The organism is Amycolatopsis sp. NPDC006131 (genome assembly GCF_040614175.1).
Lineage (GTDB): Bacteria > Actinomycetota > Actinomycetes > Mycobacteriales > Pseudonocardiaceae > Amycolatopsis_E > Amycolatopsis_E tucumanensis.
In genome coordinates this window covers 1-24868 of record NZ_JBEXTX010000006.1, presented here as the reverse complement: position 1 = coordinate 24868, position 24868 = coordinate 1, and the positions used below count along the sequence as shown (strand labels likewise).

The following is a 24868-nucleotide window of genomic DNA, read 5'->3' as shown; positions in this document are numbered from 1 at the left end:
GAGGAAAATATGGAGGAGCTTGCTGTAATGGCGCAGCAGGCGGACACCGGGTCCAGTTCCGGTCCCCTCGGTGTCCTCGAGTGGCTCGGCAGCCACTTCATCGGGCTGTTCAACGCCTCCGGCGAGCAGTTCGTGAGCCTGGTGACCGGCATTCTGCCCACCCTGATCGTCCTGCTGACCGCGATGTACGCGATCACCACGTTCATCGGCGAGCAGCGCGTCACCAGAGCCGTCCGGTGGTCGGCGCGGTGGTGGATCACGCGCTACACGATCATGCCGGTGCTGGCCGTGCTCATGCTGACCAACCCGATGGCCTACTCGTTCGGCCGGTTCCTGCCGGAGCGGCACAAGCCGGCGTTCTACGACTCCGCGGTGTCGTTCGTGCACCCGGTGACGACGTTCTTCCCCTACGCCAACGCCGGCGAGCTGTTCGTCTGGCTGGGCGTGGCCAACGGCGTGGCCCAGCTCGGGCAGTCGACGGTGCCGCTGGCGCTGCGGTACTTCCTGGTCGGCATCGTGGTGATCTTCATCCGCGGCGTGGTCACCGAGCGGATCACCGCGTTCATGATCAAGCGGACCGGGCGGACCGAGGTGTTCGCGGACTTCGACCGGCAGTTCGAGGCGGCCAAGGCGGGTGCGAAATGACCGAGACCCACACCACCCGCGCGGTGTTCGTCCGCCCCGGCGAAGGCGGCTGGGGCAAGGGCCTGCTGCTGCGAGTCGACGGCAAGCGCGACAAGGTCCTGTCCGTGACCGGCGGCGGCATCCACCCGGTGGCGGCGCGGATCGCGGAGCTCACCGGCGCCGAGGCGGTGGACGGGTTCCACACCTCCGTGCCGGACGACGAGGTGGTCGCCGCGGTGATCAACTGCGGTGGCACCGCCCGCATCGGCGTGTACCCGCGCAAGGGACTGCCCACTGTGGACGTCTACCCCGGCGCGCCGGGCGGTCCGCTGGCGAAGTTCATCACCGAGGAGCTGTTCGTCTCCGCCGTCGGCGTCAAGGAGGTGACCGAGGCGGACGGCGAGACGGGCACCGCGCCGCCGAAGGTGCCGCCGCGGGACGAACGCCCGTCGGCCCGGGACGTCGCGGCGACGGTCACCGGCGGGCAGTCGACGGGGTTCGGGCGCGCGTTCGACTCGGTGTCCGGGGTGTTCGTGAAGTTCGGCTCGGGCGTCGGCTCGTTCGTGAACACGATGCTGGCCTCGGGCAGGCAGACGGTCGAGCTGACGCTCACCACGATCCTGCCGTTCATGGCCTACGTCAGCCTGCTGCTGGGCATCGTGAACTACACCGGGATCGCCCGCGGGATCGCGAACGTGCTGTCCCCGATCGCGAGCAACCCGCTCGGGCTGGTCGTGATCTCGCTCGTGGTGTCGCTGCCGTTCCTGTCCCCCATCCTCGGGCCCGGCGCGGCGATCGCGCAGGTGGTCGGCACGCTGATGGGCAGCCAGATCGCGATCGGCGCGCTGCCCGTGCAGTACGCCCTGCCGACGTTGTTCGCCATCAACGGGCAGGTGGGCTGCGACTTCATCCCGGTCGGCCTCGCGCTCGGCGAGGCGAAACCCGAGACCGTCGCGGTCGGCACCCCCGCGGTGCTGATCAGCCGGTTGATCACGGCGCCGCTGGCGGTCATCATCGCCTGGGGCGCGAGCTTCGGACTGTGAGGTGTCGACGATGACGGTGTACTACGAGAGCACGATCCTGCGGGCCGGCGAGGAGGCGCAGGACATGGTGGACGGCGGTGTGGTGATCCTCTACGCCGATCCGATCCCGGACGCGCTGGAAAGCGTCAGCGTCGTGCATTCCCCCGCCGCGAAGCCGGAACGGGAGGTGCGCGTCGGCGACATCTTCCGGCTGGGCGACGCGGAGGTCGAACTGACCGCGGTCGGCGAGCGCGCCCACGAGAACCTGCAGACGCTGGGGCACATCGTGGTCTACCTCAACCCGGACGAGGGCACCACGCTGCTGCCCGGCGCGGTGCACGGCAAGGGGACGGTGTCGCTGCCCGCCGCCGGGGCGACGCTGACGCTCAGCGGCGGGAGCACGACGTGACCTGGCAGGCCGCCGCGATCCTGGTCGCCGGGTTCGCGGTGGCGGGTTTCTTCAGCTACCGCCAGCACATGCGGTACGCGCGTGTGGTCAACCAGGTCGCAGCGGAGGAGAACCGCGGCGGCGTGCTGCTGGTGACCGGGCGGGCCAAGGGCAAGCTGCGCGGCGCGGTGGTGCTGCTGGTGGTCGACCGGCGGCGGAACGCGGTGACCAGGGCACTGGCCATGGAGGGCGCGTCGGTGTTCGCCCGGTTCCGGGAACGCCCGGAGCTGGCCGGGCCACTCGGCACGCTCACCGAACGGGCGCCGTCGAAGGCCGTGGCCAAGGCCGCCGCCGACGCGCTGACGATGGTGTCCCGGCTGACCGCAGGACAACGCGCGGCCGCCTGAATTCCGGCGCGGAAAGGGCCGGCTTCCATTGTGGGAGCCGGCCCCTTTTTCATTCTCCGTCGTGCACAAATGTGCAAACAACGTGAAGGGTTGTGCTGGTTATCGGGAGCGTGGTACCAAGAAATCACTGAAGTGCACATAAAGTGCACATTCGTGCAGACGGGGAAGGTGTCGAGATGAGCTACGCCGATCGGCTGCGAGCCCGCGAACGCGAACTGGGCCGCCCGGTCCGCATCGGACTGGTGGGCGCCGGCCAGATGGGGCTGGGTTTCGTCGTGCAGGCCGCCCGGATCGACGGCATGGAGGTCGCCGCGATCGCCGACATCGCCCCGGAGCGCGGGGTGCGGGCCTTCGAGCGGGCCGGGCGCGCGGACGTCCGGACCGGCGGGGACCTGGCGGCCGCGGTGAAACTGGGACAGGCGGTCGTGGTGGACGACGCGCTGGCGCTGACCCGCCTGCCGGTCGACGTGATCGTGGACGCGAGCGGCGTGCCCGAGGTCGGCGCCCGGGTCGCGTTCGCCGGGCTGCTGGCGGGCAAGGACATCGCGCTGCTCAACGTGGAATGCGACGTCACGGTCGGCTTGCTGCTGTCGAAGATGGCCACCGGACTCGGCCGCGTCTACACCGTGTGCCGCGGCGACGAACCCGTGGAGTGCAAGGCGCTCGTCGACTACGCCCGCGACATCGGCTTCACCGTCGTGTGCGCCGGGAAGGGCAAGAACAACCCGCTCGACCCGGCCGCCACGCCGGATTCGGTCGCGGCGGAGGCCGCCGCGAAGGGCATGAACCCGCACATGCTCGCCAGTTTCGTGGACGGCTCCAAGACCATGATCGAGATGGCCGCCCTCGCCAACGGGGTGGACCTGAAGGTGAGCCGCCGCGGCATGACCGGACCGTACTCCACTGTGGACGATCTGAACCGGATCTTCCGCCCGGAGTCCGACGGCGGGCAGCTGCCGGAAGCCGGCGTGGTCGACTACTGCACCGGGCCGGTCGCGCCGGGCGTGTTCGTCGTCGGCCACAGCGACGACCCGGTGGTAGTGGAGGAAATGGCTTACCTGGGCATGGGGCCGGGCCCGTACTACACCTTCTACCGGCCCTACCACCTGGCGAGCGTGGAAGCGCCGCTGTCCGTCGCGCAGGCGGTGCTCGACCGCACCCCGAGCCTCGCGCCCGTGGCGTGGAACGCGGAGGTGCTGGCGGTGGCGAAGCGGGACCTGGCGAAGGGCGAACTGGTCGACGGCATCGGCGGCGAGACCGTCTACGGCGTCACCGACTCCGCCCAGGCCGCCCGCGCGGGCGGTCACGTGCCGCTCGGCCTGGTCAGCGGCGCCCGCGTGCTGCGCGACGTGCCCGCCGGCACGGTGCTGACCGCCGCGGACGTCGCCGTCGACGAGACCACCACGATCGCGTCCCTGCGGCGCCTGCAGGACCGGCTCCTGCAGGGCGAGCCGGTGCGGGACCTGGTTCCGGCGTGAGGGGGACGACCATGGATCTGATCGGCGACGCCGGGCCGGCCCGCGAGGCGCTGGTCACCATGTGGACGATCCGGCGCTTCGAAGAAGCGGTGGACGACCTGTTCGCGCGCGGGCTCATGCACGGCACCATGCACCTGTCGATCGGGCAGGAGGCGGTGCCGGTCGGCGCCTGCCTGGCACTGTCCGAAGGGGACTACATCACCTCCACCCACCGCGGCCACGGGCACTGCATCGCCAAGGGCGCGCGGCTGGACGAGATGATGGCCGAGCTGCTGGCGAAGGAGACCGGGTACTGCCGCGGCCGGGGCGGGTCGATGCACATCGCCGACGTGGCGACCGGCAACCTCGGCGCGAACGGCATCGTCGCGGGCGGCGTGCCGATCGCGGCGGGCGCCGGGCTGGCGGTGCGGATGCGTGGCGGGCAGGAGGTCGTGGTCAGCTTCTTCGGCGACGGCGCGGTCAACGAGGGCGCCTGGCACGAGGGCGTCAACCTGGCCGCGATCTGGGACCTGCCGGTGGTGTTCGTGTGCGAGAACAACCACTACGGGATGTCGATGTCGGTGAGCCGCGCGTTCCGGGTCAAGCAGCTGTCCGAACGGGCCGCCGCCTACGGCATCCCCGGGGTGACGGTGGACGGCAACGATCCGCAGGCCGTGCACGACGCGGTCGCCGACGCGGTGGCGCGGGCCCGCGCGGGCGAGGGCCCGACGCTGGTCGAGGCGACCACCTACCGCTGGAAGGGCCACTCCAAGAGCGACAAGAACCTCTACCGCACCCGCGAAGAGATCGAGCAGTGGCGCGAACGCGACCCGATCGCCCGGTTCGAGCAACGGGTCGCGAACACGCTGGGAGACCAGGAAATCCAGGCCTGCCGGGACGAAGCCCGCGAGCGGGTGCGGGCGGCGATCCGCGCCGCCAACGCCGCGCCGGACGCCTCGGCGGACTCGCTGACCGAGGCGGTGTACGCGAAATGACCGCGGTGGCGGAACAGACCCGCACCCTGACCTACGCCGAGGCCGTGCGGGAGGCGCTGGCCCAGGCGATGACGGCCGACGAACGGGTGTTCCTGCTCGGTGAGGACGTGGGCACCTACGGCGGCGCCTTCGGCGTCACCGGCGATCTCGTGCACCGCTTCGGCGAGGAGCGGATCCGGGACACCCCGATCAGCGAGCTGGGCATCGTGGGCGCGGCGGTGGGAGCCGCGCTCGCCGGGATGCGGCCGGTGGTGGAGATCCAGTTCTCCGACTTCACCGCGCAGGCCATGGACCAGATCGTCAACCAGGCCGCGAAGATCCACTTCATGCTCGGCGGCGCGGCGACCGTGCCGATGGTGTTGCGCGCGCCCACCGGGTCCGGCACCGGCGCCGCCGCGCAGCACTCGCAGAGCCTGGAGGCGTGGTTCACGCACGTGCCCGGGCTGAAGGTGGTCATGCCGGCCACCCCGGCCGACGCGAAAACCCTGCTGCTGGCGGCGATCGACGATCCGAACCCGGTGATCGTGCTGGAGCACAAGCTGCTCTACAAGCAGAGCGGTCCCGTGCCGGAGGCGGCAACGCCCGCCCGGCTCGGCGAGGCAGCCGTGCGCCGGACCGGGGCGGACCTGACGATCGTGGCGACCGGGGTGATGGTGTCGCGTGCGCTGGAGGCGGCGGAGCAGCTGGCCGCGGACGGGGTCGAAGTGTCGGTGATCGACCCGCGCACGCTCAAACCGCTCGACGCGCAGCCGATCGTGGACGACGTGATCCGCACCGGGCGCGCGTTGCTGGTGCAGGAGGCGCCGAAGACGGCCGGGTTCATGGCCGAGATCGCCGCGACCATCGGCGAGTCCCCCGCGTTCGGGCACCTGCGCGCGCCGATCGCCCGGCTCTGCGGGCTCGACGTACCGATCCCGTACGCGCCGCAACTGGAGCGGGCGGCGGTGCCGCAGGTCGAGGACATCGTGCGGGCGGCCGCGGACCTGGTGCGGAGGTGGTGATGCCGGAAGCGCCGCTGGTCATGCCGAAGATGTCCATGACCATGACCGAGGGCACGCTGGTGGCCTGGCACAAGTCCGAGGGGGACGAGGTCCGCGCGGGCGAGGTCGTGTGCGAGGTGGCCACCGACAAGGTCGACATGGAGGTCGAGGCGCCCGCCGACGGCACCCTCGCCCGCATCGTCGCGCAGCCGGACGACGTGGTGGCCGTCGGCGAGCCGATCGCCTACCTGGCCACCGCGGCCGAGGACCTGCTGGCGGGCCTGTTCGACGGTCCCGCACCGGAACCGGAACCCGAACCCGTGCCCACGGCGCCGCGGCGGGTCGGGGCCGAACCCGCGCCTCCGCCCGCGGCGCGCGCGTCGCAGCCCGGCCCCGCCCCCGCGGCACCAGCGCGCGTCGCGGCTGAACCCGCACCCGCGCCCACAGCGCCGAGGCGGATCGCGGCCGAATCCGAGCCGGGGCCCACACCATCGACGCGAGGCGCGACCGAACCCGAACCCGCGCCCGCGCCCGCGGCACCCGAGCCACAGCCCGGCCCCACACCCACGGCCACACCACCGAGGCGGGTCGCGACCGCACCCACGGCCACACCACCGAGGCGGGTCGCGACCGCACCCACGGCCACATCACCGAGGCGGGTCGCGGCCGTGCCCGCCGCACGGCGGGTTGCCGCCGAGCGTGGCATCGACCTGGCCACCATCACCCCCACCGGGCCCGCCGCCACCATCCGGCTCGCCGACCTCCCGCCGCCGGCACCGCGGCGCAGCCTGCGCGCGGTGATCGCCCGGCGGATGTCCGCCAGCGCGCAGGTCCCCCAGTTCGTCGTCTACCGCGACCTCGACATGCCGGCGCGCGGCGACTGGACCACGGTGTTCCTGCGCGCCCTCGCCGGAGCGTTGCGGCGGCACCCCGAGCTGAACGCCGAATGGGCCCACGGCGACGTGCGGCGGCACGACCACGTGGGCGTCGCGCTCGCCGTGGACACCGGGCGCGGGCTGCTCGCCCCGGTGCTGCAGGACCCGGACCTCGACGACGGGCTGGCCGAGCGCGTCCGCGACCTGGTCCGGCGCGCCCGCGCCGGGAAGCTCACGCTCGCCGAGATGTCCGGCGGCACCACCACGTTGTCCAACCTCGGCGGGTTCGGGGTGGACGCCTTCCACGCGCTGCTCAGCCCGCCGCAGGCGACGGCGCTGGCCGTCGGCCGGGTGCAGGAGAAGGTGGTCCCGGTGCCCGGCGGCATCGGCCTGTCCCTGCGGTGCACGGTCGGTCTCACGGTCGACCACCGGGTCGGCGACGGCGCGGATGCCGCCCGGTTGCTGGCCTCGGTGCAGGAGCTGCTGACGTTATGATCGGCGGGATGGATCGACGTGCTCACGCCGCCGCCGTCGTGCTGGCCAGCGGGTCCGGGACCCGGGTCGGGGCCGACGTCAACAAGGTCTACCTGCCGCTCGCCGGGCGGCGGCTGGTGTCCTGGTCGCTCGGCGCGTTCGCGCGGGTGCCCGGGATCGGCGTGCTCGTCCTGGTCACCCGGCCGCAGGACCACGAGCTCGTCGAGTGGGTGCTGGAACGCGAGGTCGACGGCGCCGAGGTCGAGGTGGTGCACGGCGGCCGCAGCAGGCAGGAGTCCGAGCTGCGCGCGTTGCGGCACCTCGCCGAACGCATCGACAGCGGCGCGGTCGACACGGTGCTCCTGCACGACGGCGCCCGCCCGCTGGCCAGCCCGGCGCTGATCGCCGGAGTCCTGCAGGCGGCGCGGCGGCACGGCGGCGCGGTACCCGGCCTCGCGGCCGACGACATCATGGCCGTCGCGGACGGCGGGCTGGCGAACCTGCCGCGCGGCACGGCGATCCGCGCCCAGACCCCGCAGGCGTTCCACGCCCGCCCGCTGCTGGACGCCTACGAAGAGGCCGCGCGGCAGCGGTTCGAGGGCACCGACACCTCGTCGGTCATGGAGCGCTTCTCCGGGCTGCCCATCCACTGGGTGGCCGGGGAGCAGGAGAACATCAAGGTCACCTACGCACACGACCTGGTGATCGCCGAGCAGGTCCTGACCTCGGCGAACTACCGGAGATGAGGCAGCGATGGGCACTGTCCGGCACGCGGAACTGACCTGCTCCCGGTGCGGCACGGACACCGTGCACGAGGTCGTCTACGCCGGGCGGCTCCTCGCCGAGGTCACCTGCACCGCCTGCGGGCGGACCTACGGCCGCGACGTGCGCGCCGACTACCTGGCCGACCTGCGCCAGCGGCTGGTCAGCAAACCGAAGCGCATGCTGCGCCGCCTGCGCAAGGACCCGCTGCGGTTCGCGAGCTCACTGCCGAAGACCGTGCCGGCCAAACCGCTGGAACTGCTCTCGGAGATCCGGGTGGTGTGGCACTCCGGGAAGAACCGGCGGCCGCGGGGCGGCCACTGAACCTCGTCGCGGGCGGGAACTCACATGCCGAGCAGCGCCGCGAACGCCTTCCGCTCCGTCACACCGAGCTTCGCGCCCGCCCGGTAGAGGTGGCCCTCCACGGTGCGGACCGAGACGACGAGCCGGTCGGCGATCTCGCGGTTGGACAGCCCGTGCGCGGCCAGCGTGACGATCTCACGCTCCCGATCGGTGAGCGGCAAGGGTTGCTCCGCTGACGCCAGGGCGGGTGTTCGCGCGCCTTCGCAGGCCTGGGCCAGATGGTGCGCGCGTGTGGCGGCGGCACGGGCCGCCGCCGTGCGACCGCCCCGCGTGTGCGCGGCGGCGGCTTGGGCGGCGGCGTCGGCGGCCGCCAGCTGGTCGCCCATGTCCTCCAGCGCCCGGGAGACGGCGAGCAGCGCGTCGGCGTCGTCGTGGGCGAGCGCGGCGGCGTGGGTGGCGGCGGCCGCCGCCCGGGGACCGTCCACCTGGTCCGCCAGCTCGGCGAGCCGCGGCGCGGCGCCCCGGTCGCCGAAGCACACGGCGACGTGGAGCGCGTAGACCTCGAACGCGGGCTGGCCGCGCTCGGCCGCGAGGCGGGCGGCTTCGCGGGCGCCCCGGATCGCGGCGCTGACCGCTCCTTCGGCCGCCCGCACCCACGCGCGGGCGAGCAGGAGTTCGGGGTCGAACAACGCGGTCGACGGGTGCCGCTCGACCTCCGCGGCGGCCAGCGCCACCGCCGCTTGGCCGGCCTCCCCCGCCATGGCCAGCGCCTGCGTCAGCGCGAGGAGGTTGCCGAAACCCGGCCCTTGCTGCCGGACCGGCCCCAGGCCTGCCTCGGCCTCCCGGAGCCTGCGGATGGCCGTGCGCAACCGGCCCCGGTAGAGCGCGGCGTATCCGAGCAGCGCCACGCCGAGCAGTTGCAGCGGCCCGGGGATCTCGGTGCCCTGCCGGTACCGGGTCCGCGCGAGGTCCTCCACGCCGCGCAGCTCCCCGGCGAGCCGCAGGCCGAACAGGTGGGCTTCGCACAGCCCGAACGACGGAACGACCGCGTCGAACGACCGCTCGGCGGCGGCGTAACCGGGTGCGGCGGCGGACTCCAGCTCACCCGCCCGGCCGAGGGGTCCCAGCCCGCCGACCGCCGCCCACGCCGCGAGCAGGATCGCGTGCGGCGGCAGCGCGCCGGCCGCCCGCGCCGCGGCCGCGGTCTCGATCGCCTCCCGCGATCGTCCCGCGGCCGCGCGGAAGAGCGCGCGGATCGCCAGGATCGGCGCCAGGGCCTCGGACCGGCCGACGGCGACCTCCGCCCGGTCCAGCACGGCCTCGGCGTCGGCCGGGCGGCGGCAGGAGAAGAACAGGTTCCCCGCGCGAGCCACGGCGACCACGCTGCGCTGGGAGTCGTCGGCGGCGAGCGGGGCGAGCGCGGACAACCGGGCCTCCGCCTCGTCCCCGCGGGTCAGCCAGGACAGTGCGAAGCCGAGCGTCAGCCGCGCCTCGAATCCGCCTCCGGCGTCCACGGCCGTCTGGGCCAGCCGGGCGGCGAGCGGGACGTCGAGCAGCGCGATGGCCCGCTGCGCGGCGAGCGTGTGCAGCCGGGGGTCCGGATCGAGGTCGGAGTCCAGGACGAGCACCGCCCGCCGCATCGTGTCGTCGGCGCGCCGGGCTCCGGTGTCCTCGATCGCCTGGGCGATCCGGCCGCGCAGCCGCCGCGCCCGCAGCACGCCCAGCGCCTCGCGGCGCACCTCGCCGTAGAGCGGGTGCGCGAGCCTGGCCTCCAGCCGGCGCCCGTCCGGTTCCACGGCGACCAGGCCCTCCGCTTCGGCCTGCTCCACGCCCGCGGCGCTGGTCAAGGCGGTGAGCAGGGGGACGCCGAGTGGCTCGCCGAGCGCGAGGACGTCCACCACGTCGCGGACCGCGCCGGACAGCCGGCCCATGCGGGTGGTCACCAGGTCGGCCAGGCCCGGCGACAGAGCGGGGTGGCCCGACCAGCGCCACACCCCGCGAACCACGCGCAGGCCACCACCGGCCACCTCGCCGTCGACGAGCTGGCGCAGGTAGAGCGCGTTGCCGCGGCACAGCGTCCACAGCCGGGCCGCGCCGGCGCTGTCCACCGGGCCGCCGAGCACCGCCTCCAGCAGGGCCACGGTCTCGGCCTCCGACAGCGGCTGGACCTCCAGCCGCTCCAGGTGACCGTCCTTCCACAGCGCGGTCACCGCGTCCGGCGCCGGTTCACCGCTGCGGACCGTGAGCACCACCGTGGCGACGCGGCGCAGCACGAACTGGTGCACCAGCGACGCGGACAGCGCGTCCAGGAGATGGGCGTCGTCCACGCCCAGCACGACACCGCCACGGCCGGTCCCGGTGAGCGCCTCCGTGGCCTCGCGGAGCAGCTGGGTCGCGTCGCCGCGCACCCCGGTCAGCACGGGGGCGAACGCCCCGAGCGGCACGGCACGGGCCGACGCGGTCGCCGCGATCCACACCGTTCCGGCGTGCCGCCTGCCGGCGGCGGCCAGCGCCTCCCGTGCCAGGCGGGTCTTGCCGACCCCGGCCGCACCGGCCAGCACCACGCCGTTCCCCGCGCCGCGCCGCACCACGGCGTCGACGAACCGCAGCTCCTCAGCCCGGCCGGTCAACGGCCAGTTCAGGCCCACGACACGGGACGGTAGACGCTCACCGTCCCGGCGTCTTCCACCCGGCGGGCGATATCCGAGTAGCGCACTACTCGTGTGCTCCGCCGGCGCGGGGATCAGGCTGGGCGCGGCATGGTTCCGCGTTCCCGAAAGGAGGGACGTCATGGTTGCGGTGAACACCGAGCCCCGGTCCGGCCTGTACCTGCCGCCGGTGGCGAGGTACCTGATGGGTGTGGCCGCGGTGCTGGCCCCGCTGCTGATCGCCGTCGGCCTGGCGCTGGACCTGGACATCACCGGCACCAGCAACACCGCCATCGCGCAGCGGATCGCCGCCGACCTCGACGGCTACCCCACGCAGGCCTGGCTGGGCGCGGTGTCGGCGTTGTTGTGGGCGCCCGCCGTGCTCACGGCAGGCCGCGTGGCCCGGCGCAACTCGCCCAGGCTCGGACTGGCGGGCACGGTGCTCGCGTTCGGCACGGCGATCCCGAGCGCTCTGGACACCGAGGCGCTGGCCTACGTCGCGCTCAAGAGCGGCGTGCCGGTGCCGACCGCGGTGACCATGATGGACACGGCCGACGACATCCCGTCGGGGATTCTCGGTTTCGTCTTCTTCGCCGGGCTCCTCGGGCTGATCCTGCTCGGCGCCGCCATCGTGCGCGGGCACGCGGCCCCGCCGTGGGCCGGTGTCGCGCTCGTCGTGGCGGCGGTGGCCATCCCGGTCTCGTGGTTCTCCGGCTCCGGGGTCGCGGCGCTGATCGCGTGGCTCGTCCTGACCGCGGGGTTCGCCGGATGCGCGCTGGCACTGATCACCGACCGGGAGGCGTGATGAACGGCAAGATCCACCTGTCCGGGCCCGGTGAGGGCCTCCCCCTCGCCATGAGCGACGGGATCCACACGGTCAAAGCCGGAGCCGAACACACCGGTGGTGTGTACGAGGTGTTCGAGGTCGACGCACCCCGGGCGCCCGCGGCGCCGCCGCACCGGTCGCCGTGGGCGGGGACGATGTACGTCCTCGACGGCGCGGTCACGGTGCACGCCGATGGCGAGACCCACGACCTCGGGCCGGGCGCAGCCGTCACGATCCCCGCGCAGTGCGCCTTCACCTTCGAAGTGACCACCGAGAACGCGCGGCTGCTGGCGGTCACCACCGGCGACGGCGCGGGCCGGTTCTTCGCCGACTTCGCCGCGACCGTCCCGGCGGACCGGCCCCTCGAGGAGGTCCTGCCCCGGCTGCTGGAGGTGACCCGCCGGCACGGCGTGAGCATCGCCGAACCGGGCAGCTGAGCCGGCAGTGGACAACGCCGCGAGGGGATCCCGTGCGGGCGGGCGACCGTCCACACGGGACGCGGCGATCGCGCGGCTGCCGGAGGTCTACGCCCAGGCGCTGCGGCTGCGCGACGCCGGCGTTCCGCGGTCACGGATCGCTGCCCGGTTGCGGGTGGAACCCCAGTCGCTGGACGCCCTCTTCGTGATCGCGGAAGCGAAGCTCGGCACGTTGCTCGACGAGGACGCATGACTCGCCAACGGCGGCGCCTCACGCCGGGCCGGGCGTGACCGCTCGCAGCCGGTGCAGCCGCAGCCCGAGCTGGAGTTCCAGGTTGTCCTCCTGGCGCCAGTCGACGCCGAGCAGCTCGCCGGCCCGGTCCAGCCGCTTCAGCAGGGTGTTGACGTGCAGGTGCAGCGCCCGCGCGGTCGCCGCGACGTTGGCGCGGTTGGCGTAGTACGCGTCGAGCGTGCCGACGAGGTCCGTGCCGCGCCGGTGGTCGTAGTCCAGCAGCGGGCCGATCGTGCCCGCGACGAACCGGTCGAGGTCACGGACCCGTTCGGTGTCGAAAACCATGGCGTAGAGGGCGTAGCGCGCCGTGGTGGCGCCCAGGTCCGTGTGCCCCAGCGCGCGCACCACCGCGCTGCAGCGGCCGGCCAGTGAGAAGGCGCGGGCCCAGTCCTGGTTGACCGCGGGCTCCCCCACGACCGTGACCGGCGCGCCCGCCGCGCGGCGCAGGCGCCGGTGGACCTCCTCGACGGTCCGGTCGTCGTCGGCGCTGGGCAGGATCATGGTGGCCCGGCCCAGGTGCTCACCGGCGAGTCCGGCGCGGTCCCTGGCGATGTCGTGCAGGTGCCGCGACAGCTCGGTGGACGACAGCGCGGCGGAGTCGGCGACGAGGACCAGGTCCAGGCGGTCGACGTCGATGTTGCGAGCCCGGGCGCGGGTGCGCTGGGCCGCGCTGGTCCCGGGGCTGCCGACCATCAGCTCGGTCAGCAGCTCCCCGCTCAGCCGCTCGCTCGCCTCGGCGACGGCCCGTTCCTTGAGGATGAGCAGCCCCAGGATGTGGGTGGCCCGTTCCAGGGTGCGCACGTCCATGTCGTCCCGGACACCGCGGTCGCCGCCTGCCGCCCGGCTCCACGCCAGCGCGCCGAGGAAGCTGTCGCCGGCCTGGATCGACGCGACGCTGTGGGCGACACCCGCGCCGTCGACCGACGTGGTGCACCGGCCCGATCGCTGCGCGTTCCGGAAAGCCTCGGCCAGGTCGTCCCCGGCGGGAGCCCGGCACGGGTCCGCCGCCGAGTCCCCGCGGACGACCGCGACGCCGGCCCGGTCGAGGAGCGTGACACTGCCGCCCAGCTGATCGGCGAGGAGCTGCACGACGTCGCCGGGCGTCCCGCCCTCCAGCACCACGCCGGTGAGGGCTTCGTGGCTCGCCTGCGCCCGCTCCATGACGGCCACGTGCTCCTCGATCTTCCGGTACGCGATCCGCAGCTCCTGCAGGGCGGTCCGGCTGGCGTCGTAGAGCCGGGCGTTGTCCAGCGCGACCGCGGCGTGATCGGCGAACGCGCTCAGCAGGGCGATCTCCTCGGCCTGGAAGGACCGCTCGGACCGGTCCGCGGCGAACAGGGCGCCCACCGCCTCGCCCCGGATCACCAGCGGCACACCGAGCAGCGCGACGAGCCCCTCGGGGCCGACCACACGGTCGAAGTCCGGGTCGTGGGCGATGCTGGTGGCCGCGGCGTAGTCGCGCACCCAGTGCGGGCTCCGGGACGCCAGCACCTTGCCGCCCAGCCCCACGTTCGCGGGAATGGACGCGGCCAGGAACGACGCGGAGATCGTCCCCTCCGACGCCCTGGCCGACAGCCTCCCGTCCGCGCCGACCAGCGACAGGTACGTGAAGTCCGTGCCGATCAGGTCGTGGGCGTGCCGGACGATCGAGCGCAGCACCTCGTCGAGCTCGCCCAGCGCGGTGAGCGACTTGGCGGTCGCGTACAGGGACGTCAGTTCGCGCTGACGGCGCATGAGCGGGTGCGATTCGCCCGCGGGGTCGCCGGCCACAGTGCCATACCTCCTCCGCGCCAGAGGGAAGAAAGAACCACCAGAACGGCGTGAGGTGTGGATGATACACACCTCAACCACCCGGCAGTGGCGCACCTAACCTGACCGCCATCACCCGTGCTCCCAACGAAGGCGGCATGTATGGCAACCCCGCTCGCGCAACCCGACGGACAGCCCGGACAACTCGGCTCCGGCACGCCCACGGCCCCGCGCCGGTCCTTCCGCAAACTGCTGGCGGTGGGGCTCATCGGCAGCTCGATCGAGTGGTACGACTTCTTCCTCTACGGCACCGCGGCGGCGCTGGTGTTCCCCAAGGTGTTCTTCCCGCACTCCTCGGCGCTGACCGGAACCCTCCTCGCCTTCAGCACCTTCTGGGCCGGCTTCGTGGCCCGCCCCATCGGCGGGGTGCTCGCCGGGCACCTCGGCGACAAGTACGGGCGCAAACCGGTGGTGGTCACCTGCCTCGCGCTGATGGGCGCGGCGACCTTCCTGATCGGGTGCCTGCCCAGCGCGGCCAGTATCGGCGCGCTGGCCCCGACGCTGCTGGTCGTGCTGCGGTTCGTCCAGGGGCTCGCGGCGGGCGGCCAGTGGGGCGGGATCGTGCTGCTGCTCACCGAATCCGCGGGCGCGAAGCGGCGCGGCTTCGCCGGGACCTTCGGGCAGACCAGCGTGCCCGTCGCGGTGATCATCTCGAACCTGATCTTCGTGGCGGCCAGCAGCCTGATGCCGGACGACGCTTTCCTCAGCTGGGGCTGGCGCATCCCGTTCCTGGTGAGCGTCGTGATGTTCGTGGTCGTCCTCTACATCCAGACCAAAGTGGAGGACACGCCGGAGTTCCGCGAGTTGCAGCAGCGGGCGTCGCGGCCCGAAAAAGCGGTGGTCCGGGCGCCACTGGCGCAGGTGGTGCGCACCAAGTGGGGGACCATCCTGCTCGGCTGCGGGATCCTCTCGGCCACCAACAGCCTGTTCTACGTCAGCATTTCCGGCCTGCTGAGCTACGGCACCGGCTCGCTCGGGCTGGAGCGCAACCCCCTGCTCGCGGTCGTGCTGGCCAGTTCGGTGGCGATGCTGGTGACGATCCCGTGGTCCGGTCACCTCTCGGACAAGGTGGGGCGGCGGCCGCTGATCCTGATCGGCGGGCTGGGGGTCGCGGTCTGGGCCTTCCCGTACTTCTGGCTCGTCGACAGCGCGTCGCTGCCGCTGATCTTCGTCGCGGTGGTGGTGGGTTTCGTGTTCCAGTGCCTCACCTACGGCCCGATCGCGAGCTTCCTCGGCGAGCTGTTCGCGCCCAACGTCCGCTACTCCGGCGCGTCGCTGGCCTACCAGCTCTCCGCGATCATCGTCAGCGGTGGCACGCCGTTCCTCATGACCGCGCTCATCGCGCAGACCGGGAGCACCCTGCCGGTCGCCGCCTACATCGCGCTCATGGGGCTGATCACCTTCGTCAGCGCGTGGTTCCTGCCCGAGACGAACCCCGCCCAGGTCCGCGAAGATCCGCACGCCGTGCCCGGCGCGCACCTCTACCGCTGAAACGAGGACGGCATGAAGACCTCGCATTGGACAGCCGTGCCCGCGGCCCTCGTGCTGCTGGCGACCGGATCCCCCGCGGCGACCGCCGCCCCGCCGTCGACGCCGATGTGCGCGCCACTGGCGGGAATGCACATCCCGGCCTCGGCGATGAGCCTGCCGACCTCCGGCGGCCGCGTCACGGCTGCAACGGCCACGACCAGCGTGGTCAGCGGCGAGACGATCGAGTACTGCCGGGTCGACGCCGACATCTTCCCCGTCGACCCCGCCGCGCCCGCCATCAAGATGCGCGTGGCCCTGCCGTCCGGCTGGAACCACAAGGCGATCATGTTCGGCGGTGGCGGCTACAACGGCACCATCCCGGACCTGACGGCGAACGTGCCGTTCGGCCCCGCCGACCAGCCGGCGCCACTCGCGCGGCGGTACGCCACGTTCGCCAGCGACTCCGGCCACCAGCAGGGCCCGGCCGCGCTGCCGTCGCTGGACGGGTCGTTCGGCGTGAACGACGAGGCGCTGCGCAACTTCGCCGCCGGCGACGCGCTGAAGAAGACCCACGACGCCAGCCGGTACCTCATCCGGCAGGCCTACCGCGCGAAGCCCGCCGAAGTCTACTTCGCCGGAGGTTCCACCGGCGGCCGTGAAGCCCTCGTCGTCGCGCAACGGTGGCCGGAAGCGTTCGACGGCGTGATTTCCGCCTACCCCGCCTGGAACAACCTCGCCGAGGTCCTGTACCTGGGGCACCTGACACAGATCCTGTCCCGGCCCGGCGCGTTTCCCGGGCCGGACAAGCAGACGCTCCTCTACACCAGCGTCATCGGCGCGTGCGACGGCCTGGACGGCGTCGCGGACGGGGTCGTGTCGAACCCGGGCGGCTGTCACTTCGACCCGCGCACGCTGCGCTGCCCGGACGGCGCGGACACCGGGCCGGGGTGCCTGTCGGATGCGCAGATCGCCGCCGTGACCGCGATGTCCACCCGGTTCGAGTGGCCGTACCGGATCGCCAGCGGCGAAACCGGCTACCCCGGTTTCCCGTTCCTCTCCGGCGCGGACATGCGCACCCCGTTCCTCGGGTTCGGCACCACCGCGCCGGCCAACCCGATGCCGCTGACCAGCGGTTACGGCATGCAGTACTGGGACCAGTGGGTGAAGTACTTCCTGACCCGCGACCCCGGCCACGACCCGCTCGCCGTGGACCCCCGCGAACCCGGGCCGTGGCTGGACCGGATCAGCAGGCTGTCGACGATCCAGGACCGCAACGACGTGGACCTGCGCCGCTTCGCGGCCCACGGCGGCAAGCTGATCCTGCTGCACGGCGCCGCGGACGAGCTGGTCTCGGACCGGTCGACGAGCGACTACTACCGGCGGGTGCGCGCGGAACTCGGCCCGCGGACCACGGACGGGTTCCTGCGGTACTACGTGGTGCCCGGAGCCAACCACGCGAACGCGGGCACGCCGGCCTTCGCCGCGGGCTGGGACTCGCTGTCCGCGCTCGAACGCTGGGTCGAAAGAGGACAGTCGCCGGTGGACCCGGTCGTCACCGACACACGCCACCAGCGCACCCGTCCCCTGTGCGAGTACCCGGAGTGGCCGGAGTACCGCGCGGGCGACCCGGACCGCGCGTCGAGTTTCGCCTGCACCCGCTGACCCCGACACAGGAAGATCCCCATGCTCGGCTTGATGCAAGACCGTCCCCTGTCCCTGCCGCACGTGTTCCGGCGCGTCGAACGCCTCTTCGGGCACAAGACCGTGGTGTCCGGGCGGGTCGGCGGCGAGACCACGACGACCTGGGCGCAGGTGTGCGCGCGGACGCGGCGGCTGGCCGCCGCCCTCGACGAGCTCGGCGTCCCGGCCGGCGCCCGGGTGGGCACGTTCGCGTGGAACAGCCACCGGCACGTCGAGCTCTACCTGGCCGTGCCCTGCACCGAACGGGTGCTGCACACGATCAACCACCGGCTGTTCGGCGAGCAGATCACCTACATCGTCAACGACGCCGCCGACGACGTGCTGTTCGTCGACCGCTCCATCCTGCCCGCCGTCTGGCCGCTGGTGGGCACGTTCACCACGGTGCGGGCGGTGGTGGTGATGGACGACGGGAGCGACGCCGAAATCCCGGACGACGACCGCGTCCACGACTACGAGGAACTCCTGGCCCGGGCCGGCGACACCGCCCGCGAGTTCACTGTGGACGACGAGAACACCGCGGCCGCGTTGTGCTACACCTCGGGCACCACCGGCGATCCCAAGGGGGTGCTCTACAGCCACCGGTCGGTGGTGCTGCACGCCGCGCTGTTGCTGATGGTGGACACCTTCGGCATCAGCGAGCGCGACGTGGTGATGCCGATCGTGCCGATGTTCCACGTCAACGCGTGGGGACTGCCCTACGCGGCCATGCTGTGCGGGGCCGATCTGGTGCTGCCCGGGCCGGCGATGTCCCCGCCGGAACTGGCGGGGATGCTCGCCCGCCACCGGGTCACGTTCGGGGCCGCGGTCGCCACGATCTGGCGTGGCCTGGTGCCCCTGCTCGGCGAGCACGACTTCTCCGCGGTCCGCCAGATCGTGTCCGGCGGGGGCGCGGTCGACGAGGCGCTCACCCGCGCCTACCAGGACGCGATCGGGCTGCCGCTGACCAATGCCTGGGGGATGACCGAAACCAGCCCGGTCGTGACCACCTCGCGGATCGCCACCGTGCACGACGACGACCCGGACGAACAGCGGCGGGCGCTGCTCGCCACCCCGGGACCCGCCGTGCCGCTGACCGAGGTCCGCATCATCGGCGACGACGGGCGGGAAGCCCCGTGGGACGGGCAGACGCCGGGCGAGTTGCAGGCCGCCGGCCCGACGATCGCCGCGGGCTACTTCGGGTCGCGCGACGGGGCGGACGCCTTCACCGCCGACGGGTGGCTGCGCACCGGGGACGTGGCGACGATCGACCGGCACGGCTACGTGCGGATCGTCGACCGCACGAAGGACCTCGTGAAGTCGGGCGGCGAGTGGATCTCCTCGGTGGAGCTGGAGAACGCGATCATGGCGCACCCCGGGGTCGCCGAAGCCGCGGTGATCGGAGTGCCCGACGACAAGTGGGGCGAGCGCCCGCTGGCCTGCGTGGTGCCGGCCGCCGGGGCCACGCTCACCGCCGAGGAGGTGCGGGACCACCTGCGGGGCCGCGTGGCGTCCTGGTGGCTGCCCGACGAGGTGTTCTTCTGCGACGAGATCCCCAAGACGGCGACCGGGAAGTTCGCCAAGCAACGGCTCCGGTCTCAGATCGAGACAGCTCGCGGGAGTTCCGGGTGCTACACCAACCGGGACACTGTGGCACGAAGGAGCAACGGATGATCTTCATCACGGCCAAGTTCCGCGTCAAGGACGAGCACGCCGACCGGTGGCCGGACATCGCGCGGGAGTTCACCGCGGCGACCCGCGCCGAGCCGGGGTGCCTGTGGTTCGAGTGGTCCCGCAGCCTCGACGACCCGGCCGAGTACGTTCTGGTGGAAGCGTTCCGGGACGCCGACGCCGGGGCCAGGCACGTGCGGTCCGCGCACTTCCGGGCCGCCCAGGAGACGCTTCCCCGGCACCTCGCCGAGACACCGCGGATCGTGAACACGGTCCTGGACCAGGACGACTGGTCCCCGCTCGGCGAGATGGCCGTGCGGGACTGACGTTGCCGGTGGGGCGGCGCTCAGCTCAGCATCGGCTCGACCCGGCAGCCGCGCGGAACCGGCCTCACCGGCGGGGGTGCTCGGCCCCCGCCGGGTCGATCCGCCAGCCGGACCCGGTCAGTGCGCTGAGCGCCCGTTCCAGGCACTCGCCGTGCGGGCGCTCAGCGGCTTCCTCCCCGCGCGGCTCCTCGACGATCGGCTCGTTCAGCGTCATCCCCTCTTCCCTCCTGACTCGCCCCCAGCACACCAGAGCCCGGCCGGCGCGGCGGTCTCATTGTGAGACAAGGGAAACCGCCGCGCGCCAGTAGCGTACGGGGACCCCGAGCGTTCCAGGAGGCGCCGATGCTGGACCTGCACTACGAGTCGGGAGCGGTGGTGGTCCGCTTCCGGGCGCCACGACCGCTGAGCGCCGAACTGCTCGACGGGCTCGCCGCGGCTCTCGCCTACATCGGGCCCGGGCATCCGATCGTCCTGACCGGCGTGGACGGTGTCTTCGCGGCGGACGTCGCGCCCGGGGACAGCGCGGCGCTGGACCGGCTGCCGCCGGTGCTGGAGGCCCTGCGCGCCCACCCGCTTCCCGTCGTGGCCGCCCTCAACGGCGACGCCGTCGGCGCGGGCTACCACCTGGCGGAGGCCGCCGACGCTCGCATCATTTCGGGCGGGATCGTGCAGCCCGCGCCTCCGCACGGGGTTCGTCACCGTCCGCTCGCTGCGGTGGCGGCAGGGCTGGCCGAGGTCCACTGCGCACCGGAGGACCTCATCGGTACCGCCCTCCGGCACGCCCGCGCACAGGCACCGGTCGCCGGCTGACGCACGCAGCGGGGCCCCACGCAGCACGCGTGGGGCCCCGTCGCCGTACTCAGTAGATGTTGGACGGGCGAACCATGCCCTCGGCGAGGTCACCGGCGCCCGGAGCGATGATCGCGCCGGGGTTGACCAGCACCTCCTCCACGATCGCGGTCTCCGTGGTGATCAGCAGCGCCGCGATCGACGCCGCGCTCTCCAGCGCCGAACGGGTCACCTTGAGCGGGTCGACCACCCCGGCGGCGAACAGGTCGGTGTACTCGCCGGTCAGCGCGTCGAACCCGCCGCCGTTGTCCATTGCGGACACCCGGGCCAGCACCTCGTCACCGTCGTAACCGGCATTCTCAGCGATCCACCGCAACGGCTCCCCCAGCGCCCGGCGCACGATCTCGCGGCCCTGCGCCGCGTCGCCGTCGAGGCCGACCAGGTCCACACATCGCGCGGCCTGCGCCAGCGACGCCCCACCGCCGGCGACCACGCCCTCCTCCAGCGCCGCCCTCGCCGCCGCCAGCGAGTCCTCGACCCGCAGCATCCGCTCCTTGAGCTCGACGCTGGTGGCGGCGCCGACGCGGACGACGGCGATGCGCCCGGACAGCCGGGCGATGCGCAGCCGCAGGCTGTCCTGGTCGTGCTCGATGCGGGCCCGCTTGAGCTGCTTGTCCAGCTGGCCGATCCGCGCCCGCACGGCCTGCTCGTCGCCGGCCCCGCCGATGATCGTCGTGGTGTCCTCGGTGATCGTGATGTGCTCGCAGCGGCCGAGGTCGGCCTCGGTGACCTCGGCCAGGGTCAGCCCGGAGTCGTCGCTGACCACCCGGCCGCCGAGCGCGGCGGCGAGGTCCTCCAGCTCGGCGACCCGCCGGTGCCCGAAGCCGGGCGCGCGCACCACGACCGCGGGGTAGGTGCCGTGCACGTTCCCGCTGAGGATCATCTGCAGCGCGGGCCCGTCGACGTTCTCGGCGAGGATCACCAGCGGCCTGCCGAGCCGCCGGGCGGCCTCCACGGTCGGCATCAGGTCCTGCACCTGGCTGATCTTCTTGTTGGTCAGCAGGATCGCGGGATCGTCGTAGGCGGCCTCCATCCGATCCCGGTCGGTGACCATGTACGGCGAGGTGTAGCCGTGGTCGAACTCGATCCCGTCCACCAGCTCGACCCCCAGGCCGGGCTCGTCGGACTCCTCCACCTCGACCACGCCTTCCCGGCCCACCGCGGCCAGCGCCTGGGCGATCACGCGGCCGATGCGCTCGTCGTCGCTCGCCGCCAGCGTGGCGATCCGCTCCAGCTCGGCCTCACCCGACACCTGGGCCGCGGACTTGCGCAGGTACTCCACGACGGCCTCGACGGTCTCCTCGATACCGCGGCGCACCCGCATCGGGTTCGCCCCCTCGCCGAGGGCGGCCAGCCCCTCCCGCACCATCGCCTGGGCGAGCACCGTCGCGGTGGTGGTGCCGTCGCCGACGGCCCCGTTGGTCTTCATCGCGACTTCCTTCACCAGCTGGGCGCCCATGTTGGCGAAGGGTTCCGCCAGCTGCACCTCCCTGGCGATGGTGACGCCGTCGTTGGTGATGGTCGGCGGGCCGGTCAGCTTCTCCAGCACCGCGTTGCGCCCCTTGGGGCCCAGGGTGACCTTGACCGCGTCGGCCAGCGTGTTGACGCCGAGTTCCAGCCGGCGCCGCGCCTCGACGCTGAACCGCAGCTGCTTCGCCATGATTCCTACTTCCTTTCCGTGCCGGGAACAGCACGCGGTTCAGGGGATGAGGATCGCCCGGCCGCGGACCTTGCCCGCGCTCAGGTCGTCGATGGCCTGCTGGAACTCCTCCAGCCGGTAGCGGGCGGTGTGCAGTTTCACCTTGCCCTGGGCGGCGAGCACCATCAGGTCCTGCAGGTCGGTGTAGGAGCCGACCAGGTTGCCGATGAAGTTGATCTCGGTGGAGATGATGTCGATGGTCGGCACGTCGAGGTTCTCGCCGTAGCCGACGACGTAGTAGTTGCCCGCGCGGCGCAGCATGCGCACGCCCTCCGACGTCGAGCCGCCCTCGCCGACGAAGTCGAGTACGGCCTCGGCGCCGTGCCCGCCGGTCAGGTCGAGCACCTCCGGCACGTGGTCGCCATCGGCCACCACGGTGACGTCGGCGCCGACCTGCTCGGCCAGCCGCAGCGCCGCGGGGTTGCGGTCCACGACGACGAGCGTGGCCGCGCTCATCGCCTTCAGGCACTGGATGCCGATGTGGCCCAGACCGCCTGCCCCGATGATCACGCACACCTCCCCCGGCCGCAGCACCTTCGCCGCCTTGGCGGCGGCGTGCTGCGCGGTGAGCCCGGCATCGGCGAGCGCGGCCACGTCGGCCGGCTCCAGGCTGTCGTCGAGCTTGACGCACGACCGCGCCGAGGTGAGCAGGTATTCGGCGTACCCGCCGTGGGTGTCGATGCCGGGGAACCGCGAGTTCTCACAGTGCACGTCGTCGCCGAGCCGGCAGGACCGGCACAGGCCGCAGGTGATCAGCGGGTGGAGGATCACCTTGTCCCCCACCGCCACGTTCGTGACCGCGTCGCCGACGGCGTGCACCCAGCCGGCGTTCTCGTGGCCGATCGTGTAGGGCAGGACGACGCCGGACTTCTCCGCCCACTGCCCTTCCAGGATGTGCAGATCGGTCCGGCACACGCCCGCCGCGCCCACCCGGACCACGACGTCCAGCGGCCCGGTGATCTTGGGCTCCTCCACGTCGCGCAGTTCCAGGTTCGAGTGGTAGCCGGTGACCTGTGCGGCTTTCATGGGTGGCTCCTGGTGTTGGTGACGACCGGGGCGGAGCCGGCGGGATCGACGCCGGCGTAGCGGGTGGCGAGCAGGCCCCGGCAGAAGTGGGCGTTGCCTTCGATGGACACGCGGGTGGTGGTGGCCAGCCGCAACCGCAGCGCCACGTCCGAGCGCGCGACCGGCGTCCCGTCGTGGTCGACCATCACCCGCGCCTGCGAGTGGTTGGGCAGGCCGATGGCCTCCCGCCGCCGCATCAGGGCCGACTTCAGGCGGCCCTCCGCCAGGTCGAACAGCTCCAGCAGCGGCAGTTCCTCGACCGTCCAGGCCCCGCTGGCCAGCACCGACCGGCAGCACCGCTCCATCGCGGCCAGGTGGGCCTTGCGCTGGAAGGTCCGGCGCAGCTCGTCGAGACTGTCCTGCGCCTCCACGCCGAAGGTTCCGACGTAGCCGAGCCCGGCGGCGGTACCGGCGTTGATCTTGTCGGAGTCGTGGTGGTCGTCGAGCAGCACCCGCACCCGGCCCGCACCGGGCACCGCGGCCAGCGCGTCGTAGGCGTCGGCCACCATGAGGTAGGCGAAGTTGGGGGCGCAGAACGACGTGGGCAGCCGCAGGTGCACCTCCACCCCGTCGTCGTCGATCGCCACGGACCGGACGAAACCCAGCTCGGTCACCGGTTCGTCCAATTCCGGGTCGAACACCGTGGACAGCGCCGCGAGCACCTCGGCTTCGACGGACACGGCCATCCGGGTCATGGGGCACCAGCTCCCGCGGCGACCTCGGCGTCGGCGTCGCCGGCCTGGGTCGGCAGGCGCAGCTGCCGCGGCACGTCCAGGTCGTACAGCGCGGCGGCGTTGAGGCCGAGGATCTTCTTCTTCTGGTCGGTGGTGATCGGCGCGTACTCCGGCATGTCCGCCGGGATCTGGAAGTCGACGAACTTCTCCACGAGCCACTTCGGCGTCCACAGCGCGTAGTCGCTGCCGAAGAGGATCTTGTCCTCGCCGATCCAGTACAGCAGCTCGCCGATGATCTGGGCGAAGTAGCGCGGCCGCGTGTGGATGAACGGCATCGCCACCGCCAGCCCGCCGTAGACGTTGGACTCCTGCGTGGCGATCCAGCAGAAGTCCTCCAGCCGCGGCAGCCCGACGTGCTCGACGACGAAGTTGAGGTCGAGGTAGTCGGTGGCGACCTTGTCGATGTCGGCGACGTCGAACGCGTCCCGGTCCAGCGGCCGGATCGTCGGTCCCTTGTGGACGTGGATGTTGCGGATCCCCAGTTCCAGGCACTCCTCGAGGTACCGGCGCGACCACGGCTCGTCGAGCTTGTAGCCGCGCGAGTCGCCGTGCCATTCGGCGGTGTAGAGCTTGACGCCCTTGAGCCCGAAGCGTTCCGCGTCCCGGCGCAGCTGCTCCAGCCCGGCCTCGCCGTGGCGCGGGTCGTAGGCGTGGTTGTAGGTCAGCTTGTCCGGGTGCTGCCGGGTGAGCCCGAACGCCTCCTCGGTCTGGCCGAACCCGTTGTGGTAGAAGTCGCTCAGCAGTGTGGCCTGAAAGATGGCGTGGTCGACGTAGCCCTCGCCGAAGAGGTCCTTCATGAAGCGTTCGGCGCCGTAGTAGGTGTAGGTGTCGTAGTCCCAGACGACCTCTTCCGGGCTCAGGTTCTTGTGGTAGTCGTAGAAGCAGTCGATGAACTGCTTGCCGTGCACGTTCTTGTGGTTCGAGGCCCGCCCGTCCCAGATGTGGACGTGCCCGTCGACCACGTAGTACTTCTCGCCGTCCTTTTCGTACATCGCTCGCCCTTCACGGTGCTGGTGCTCGGTGGGAACGGGTTCTTTGGGAGGAAAGCATGACGGAGACTGCGGCGGCGCAACAGCGGGGAGTCCGGCTACCCCGGACC

At 72.6% G+C, this 24868-nt stretch carries 25 protein-coding genes; 18 read left to right on the top strand and 7 right to left on the bottom strand.

The features are described 5' to 3' along the window. The first annotated feature begins 9 nt into the window (after positions 1 to 9). From ABZ215_RS05675 to ABZ215_RS05630, 10 genes are all read left to right on the top strand, one after another. Entirely contained in the window at positions 10 to 645 is a 636-nt protein-coding gene (locus ABZ215_RS05675) for a PTS glucitol/sorbitol transporter subunit IIC (protein WP_223843126.1), read from the top strand. Beyond that, the gene (locus ABZ215_RS05670) at positions 642 to 1667 is read left to right on the top strand and encodes a PTS sorbitol transporter subunit IIB (RefSeq protein ID WP_237339284.1); all 1026 of its coding nucleotides are present in this window, start codon (positions 642 to 644) and stop codon (positions 1665 to 1667) included. Before ABZ215_RS05675 ends, ABZ215_RS05670 begins: the two co-directional genes overlap by 4 nt. A gap of 10 nt (positions 1668 to 1677) precedes the next feature. Next, on the top strand, positions 1678 to 2055 hold the full coding sequence (locus tag ABZ215_RS05665) for a PTS glucitol/sorbitol transporter subunit IIA (protein ID WP_020418591.1): 378 nt from the start codon (positions 1678 to 1680) through the stop codon (positions 2053 to 2055). Next, positions 2052 to 2441, top strand: coding sequence for a transcriptional regulator GutM (locus ABZ215_RS05660; protein ID WP_354947969.1), 390 nt, complete (start codon positions 2052 to 2054; stop codon positions 2439 to 2441). Before ABZ215_RS05665 ends, ABZ215_RS05660 begins: the two co-directional genes overlap by 4 nt. Before the next feature lie 176 nt (positions 2442 to 2617). Continuing rightward, entirely contained in the window at positions 2618 to 3919 is a 1302-nt protein-coding gene (locus ABZ215_RS05655) for an SAF domain-containing protein (protein WP_354947967.1), read from the top strand. An 11-nt stretch (positions 3920 to 3930) separates the two neighbouring features. Next, positions 3931 to 4893: a thiamine pyrophosphate-dependent dehydrogenase E1 component subunit alpha gene (locus ABZ215_RS05650; RefSeq protein WP_237339280.1), complete on the top strand. Its 963-nt coding sequence runs from the start codon at positions 3931 to 3933 to the stop codon at positions 4891 to 4893. After that, positions 4890 to 5894 (top strand): alpha-ketoacid dehydrogenase subunit beta, encoded by a 1005-nt coding sequence (locus ABZ215_RS05645; protein WP_354947965.1) that lies wholly within the window; start codon positions 4890 to 4892, stop codon positions 5892 to 5894. The genes ABZ215_RS05650 and ABZ215_RS05645 overlap by 4 nt, the downstream gene beginning before the upstream one ends. Next, the gene (locus ABZ215_RS05640) at positions 5894 to 7243 is read left to right on the top strand and encodes a dihydrolipoamide acetyltransferase family protein (RefSeq protein ID WP_354947963.1); all 1350 of its coding nucleotides are present in this window, start codon (positions 5894 to 5896) and stop codon (positions 7241 to 7243) included. The genes ABZ215_RS05645 and ABZ215_RS05640 overlap by 1 nt, the downstream gene beginning before the upstream one ends. Continuing rightward, on the top strand, positions 7240 to 7968 hold the full coding sequence (locus ABZ215_RS05635; RefSeq protein ID WP_354947961.1) for an IspD/TarI family cytidylyltransferase: 729 nt from the start codon (positions 7240 to 7242) through the stop codon (positions 7966 to 7968). Before ABZ215_RS05640 ends, ABZ215_RS05635 begins: the two co-directional genes overlap by 4 nt. A 7-nt stretch (positions 7969 to 7975) precedes the next feature. Then, positions 7976 to 8308, top strand: a complete 333-nt coding sequence (locus tag ABZ215_RS05630; RefSeq protein WP_237339276.1) for a hypothetical protein — start codon at positions 7976 to 7978, stop codon at positions 8306 to 8308. A 20-nt stretch (positions 8309 to 8328) separates the two neighbouring features. Here ABZ215_RS05630 and ABZ215_RS05625 read toward each other — a convergent pair whose 3' ends face one another. Next, positions 8329 to 10935, bottom strand: a complete 2607-nt coding sequence (locus ABZ215_RS05625; protein ID WP_354947959.1) for a LuxR C-terminal-related transcriptional regulator — start codon at positions 10933 to 10935, stop codon at positions 8329 to 8331. Between the two features lie 142 nt (positions 10936 to 11077). Here ABZ215_RS05625 and ABZ215_RS05620 point away from each other — a divergent pair, with 142 nt between their 5' ends. The 3 genes from ABZ215_RS05620 to ABZ215_RS05610 are packed head-to-tail and all read left to right on the top strand — an operon-like array spanning position 11078 to position 12430. Beyond that, the gene (locus ABZ215_RS05620) at positions 11078 to 11740 is read left to right on the top strand and encodes a hypothetical protein (RefSeq protein WP_354947957.1); all 663 of its coding nucleotides are present in this window, start codon (positions 11078 to 11080) and stop codon (positions 11738 to 11740) included. Then, a complete protein-coding gene (locus tag ABZ215_RS05615; RefSeq protein ID WP_237339273.1) occupies positions 11740 to 12198 on the top strand; it encodes a cupin domain-containing protein in 459 nt (152 codons plus the stop codon). Before ABZ215_RS05620 ends, ABZ215_RS05615 begins: the two co-directional genes overlap by 1 nt. 7 nt (positions 12199 to 12205) lie before the next feature. After that, positions 12206 to 12430: a hypothetical protein gene (locus tag ABZ215_RS05610; RefSeq protein WP_237339272.1), complete on the top strand. Its 225-nt coding sequence runs from the start codon at positions 12206 to 12208 to the stop codon at positions 12428 to 12430. Positions 12431 to 12448: 18 nt separating this feature from the next. Here the strand turns inward: ABZ215_RS05610 and ABZ215_RS05605 are convergent, their stop codons facing one another. Beyond that, positions 12449 to 14239 (bottom strand): GAF domain-containing protein, encoded by a 1791-nt coding sequence (locus ABZ215_RS05605; RefSeq protein ID WP_354947955.1) that lies wholly within the window; start codon positions 14237 to 14239, stop codon positions 12449 to 12451. A gap of 141 nt (positions 14240 to 14380) precedes the next feature. Here ABZ215_RS05605 and ABZ215_RS05600 point away from each other — a divergent pair, with 141 nt between their 5' ends. Genes ABZ215_RS05600 through ABZ215_RS05585 form a run of 4 tightly spaced genes read left to right on the top strand, consistent with a single transcriptional unit; the run spans position 14381 to position 19422 of the window. Then, positions 14381 to 15769, top strand: coding sequence for an MFS transporter (locus tag ABZ215_RS05600; protein ID WP_237339270.1), 1389 nt, complete (start codon positions 14381 to 14383; stop codon positions 15767 to 15769). 12 nt (positions 15770 to 15781) lie between these two features. Further along, on the top strand, positions 15782 to 17410 hold the full coding sequence (locus ABZ215_RS05595; protein ID WP_354947952.1) for a tannase/feruloyl esterase family alpha/beta hydrolase: 1629 nt from the start codon (positions 15782 to 15784) through the stop codon (positions 17408 to 17410). A 33-nt stretch (positions 17411 to 17443) separates the two neighbouring features. After that, entirely contained in the window at positions 17444 to 19099 is a 1656-nt protein-coding gene (locus ABZ215_RS05590; RefSeq protein ID WP_354947950.1) for a long-chain fatty acid--CoA ligase, read from the top strand. Next, positions 19096 to 19422: a putative quinol monooxygenase gene (locus tag ABZ215_RS05585; RefSeq protein ID WP_354947948.1), complete on the top strand. Its 327-nt coding sequence runs from the start codon at positions 19096 to 19098 to the stop codon at positions 19420 to 19422. The genes ABZ215_RS05590 and ABZ215_RS05585 overlap by 4 nt, the downstream gene beginning before the upstream one ends. A 64-nt stretch (positions 19423 to 19486) precedes the next feature. On the opposite strand, the gene ABZ215_RS05580 is transcribed toward ABZ215_RS05585, so the two are convergent. Beyond that, positions 19487 to 19636, bottom strand: coding sequence for a hypothetical protein (locus ABZ215_RS05580; protein ID WP_354713982.1), 150 nt, complete (start codon positions 19634 to 19636; stop codon positions 19487 to 19489). A gap of 128 nt (positions 19637 to 19764) precedes the next feature. Here ABZ215_RS05580 and ABZ215_RS05575 point away from each other — a divergent pair, with 128 nt between their 5' ends. Continuing rightward, complete coding sequence (locus tag ABZ215_RS05575) at positions 19765 to 20232, top strand: enoyl-CoA hydratase-related protein (protein WP_020419352.1); 468 nt, start codon at positions 19765 to 19767, stop codon at positions 20230 to 20232. 49 nt (positions 20233 to 20281) lie between these two features. On the opposite strand, the gene groL is transcribed toward ABZ215_RS05575, so the two are convergent. Genes groL through ABZ215_RS05555 form a run of 4 tightly spaced genes read right to left on the bottom strand, consistent with a single transcriptional unit; the run spans position 20282 to position 24761 of the window. Beyond that, the gene (gene groL, locus ABZ215_RS05570) at positions 20282 to 21931 is read right to left on the bottom strand and encodes a chaperonin GroEL (RefSeq protein ID WP_354947945.1); all 1650 of its coding nucleotides are present in this window, start codon (positions 21929 to 21931) and stop codon (positions 20282 to 20284) included. 39 nt (positions 21932 to 21970) lie between these two features. Next, positions 21971 to 22996 (bottom strand): NAD(P)-dependent alcohol dehydrogenase, encoded by a 1026-nt coding sequence (locus ABZ215_RS05565; RefSeq protein WP_237339263.1) that lies wholly within the window; start codon positions 22994 to 22996, stop codon positions 21971 to 21973. After that, the gene (locus ABZ215_RS05560) at positions 22993 to 23730 is read right to left on the bottom strand and encodes an iron-sulfur cluster assembly protein (protein WP_354947943.1); all 738 of its coding nucleotides are present in this window, start codon (positions 23728 to 23730) and stop codon (positions 22993 to 22995) included. The genes ABZ215_RS05565 and ABZ215_RS05560 overlap by 4 nt, the downstream gene beginning before the upstream one ends. After that, positions 23727 to 24761 (bottom strand): amidohydrolase family protein, encoded by a 1035-nt coding sequence (locus ABZ215_RS05555; RefSeq protein ID WP_020419348.1) that lies wholly within the window; start codon positions 24759 to 24761, stop codon positions 23727 to 23729. Before ABZ215_RS05555 ends, ABZ215_RS05560 begins: the two co-directional genes overlap by 4 nt. Positions 24762 to 24868 lie beyond the last annotated feature (107 nt).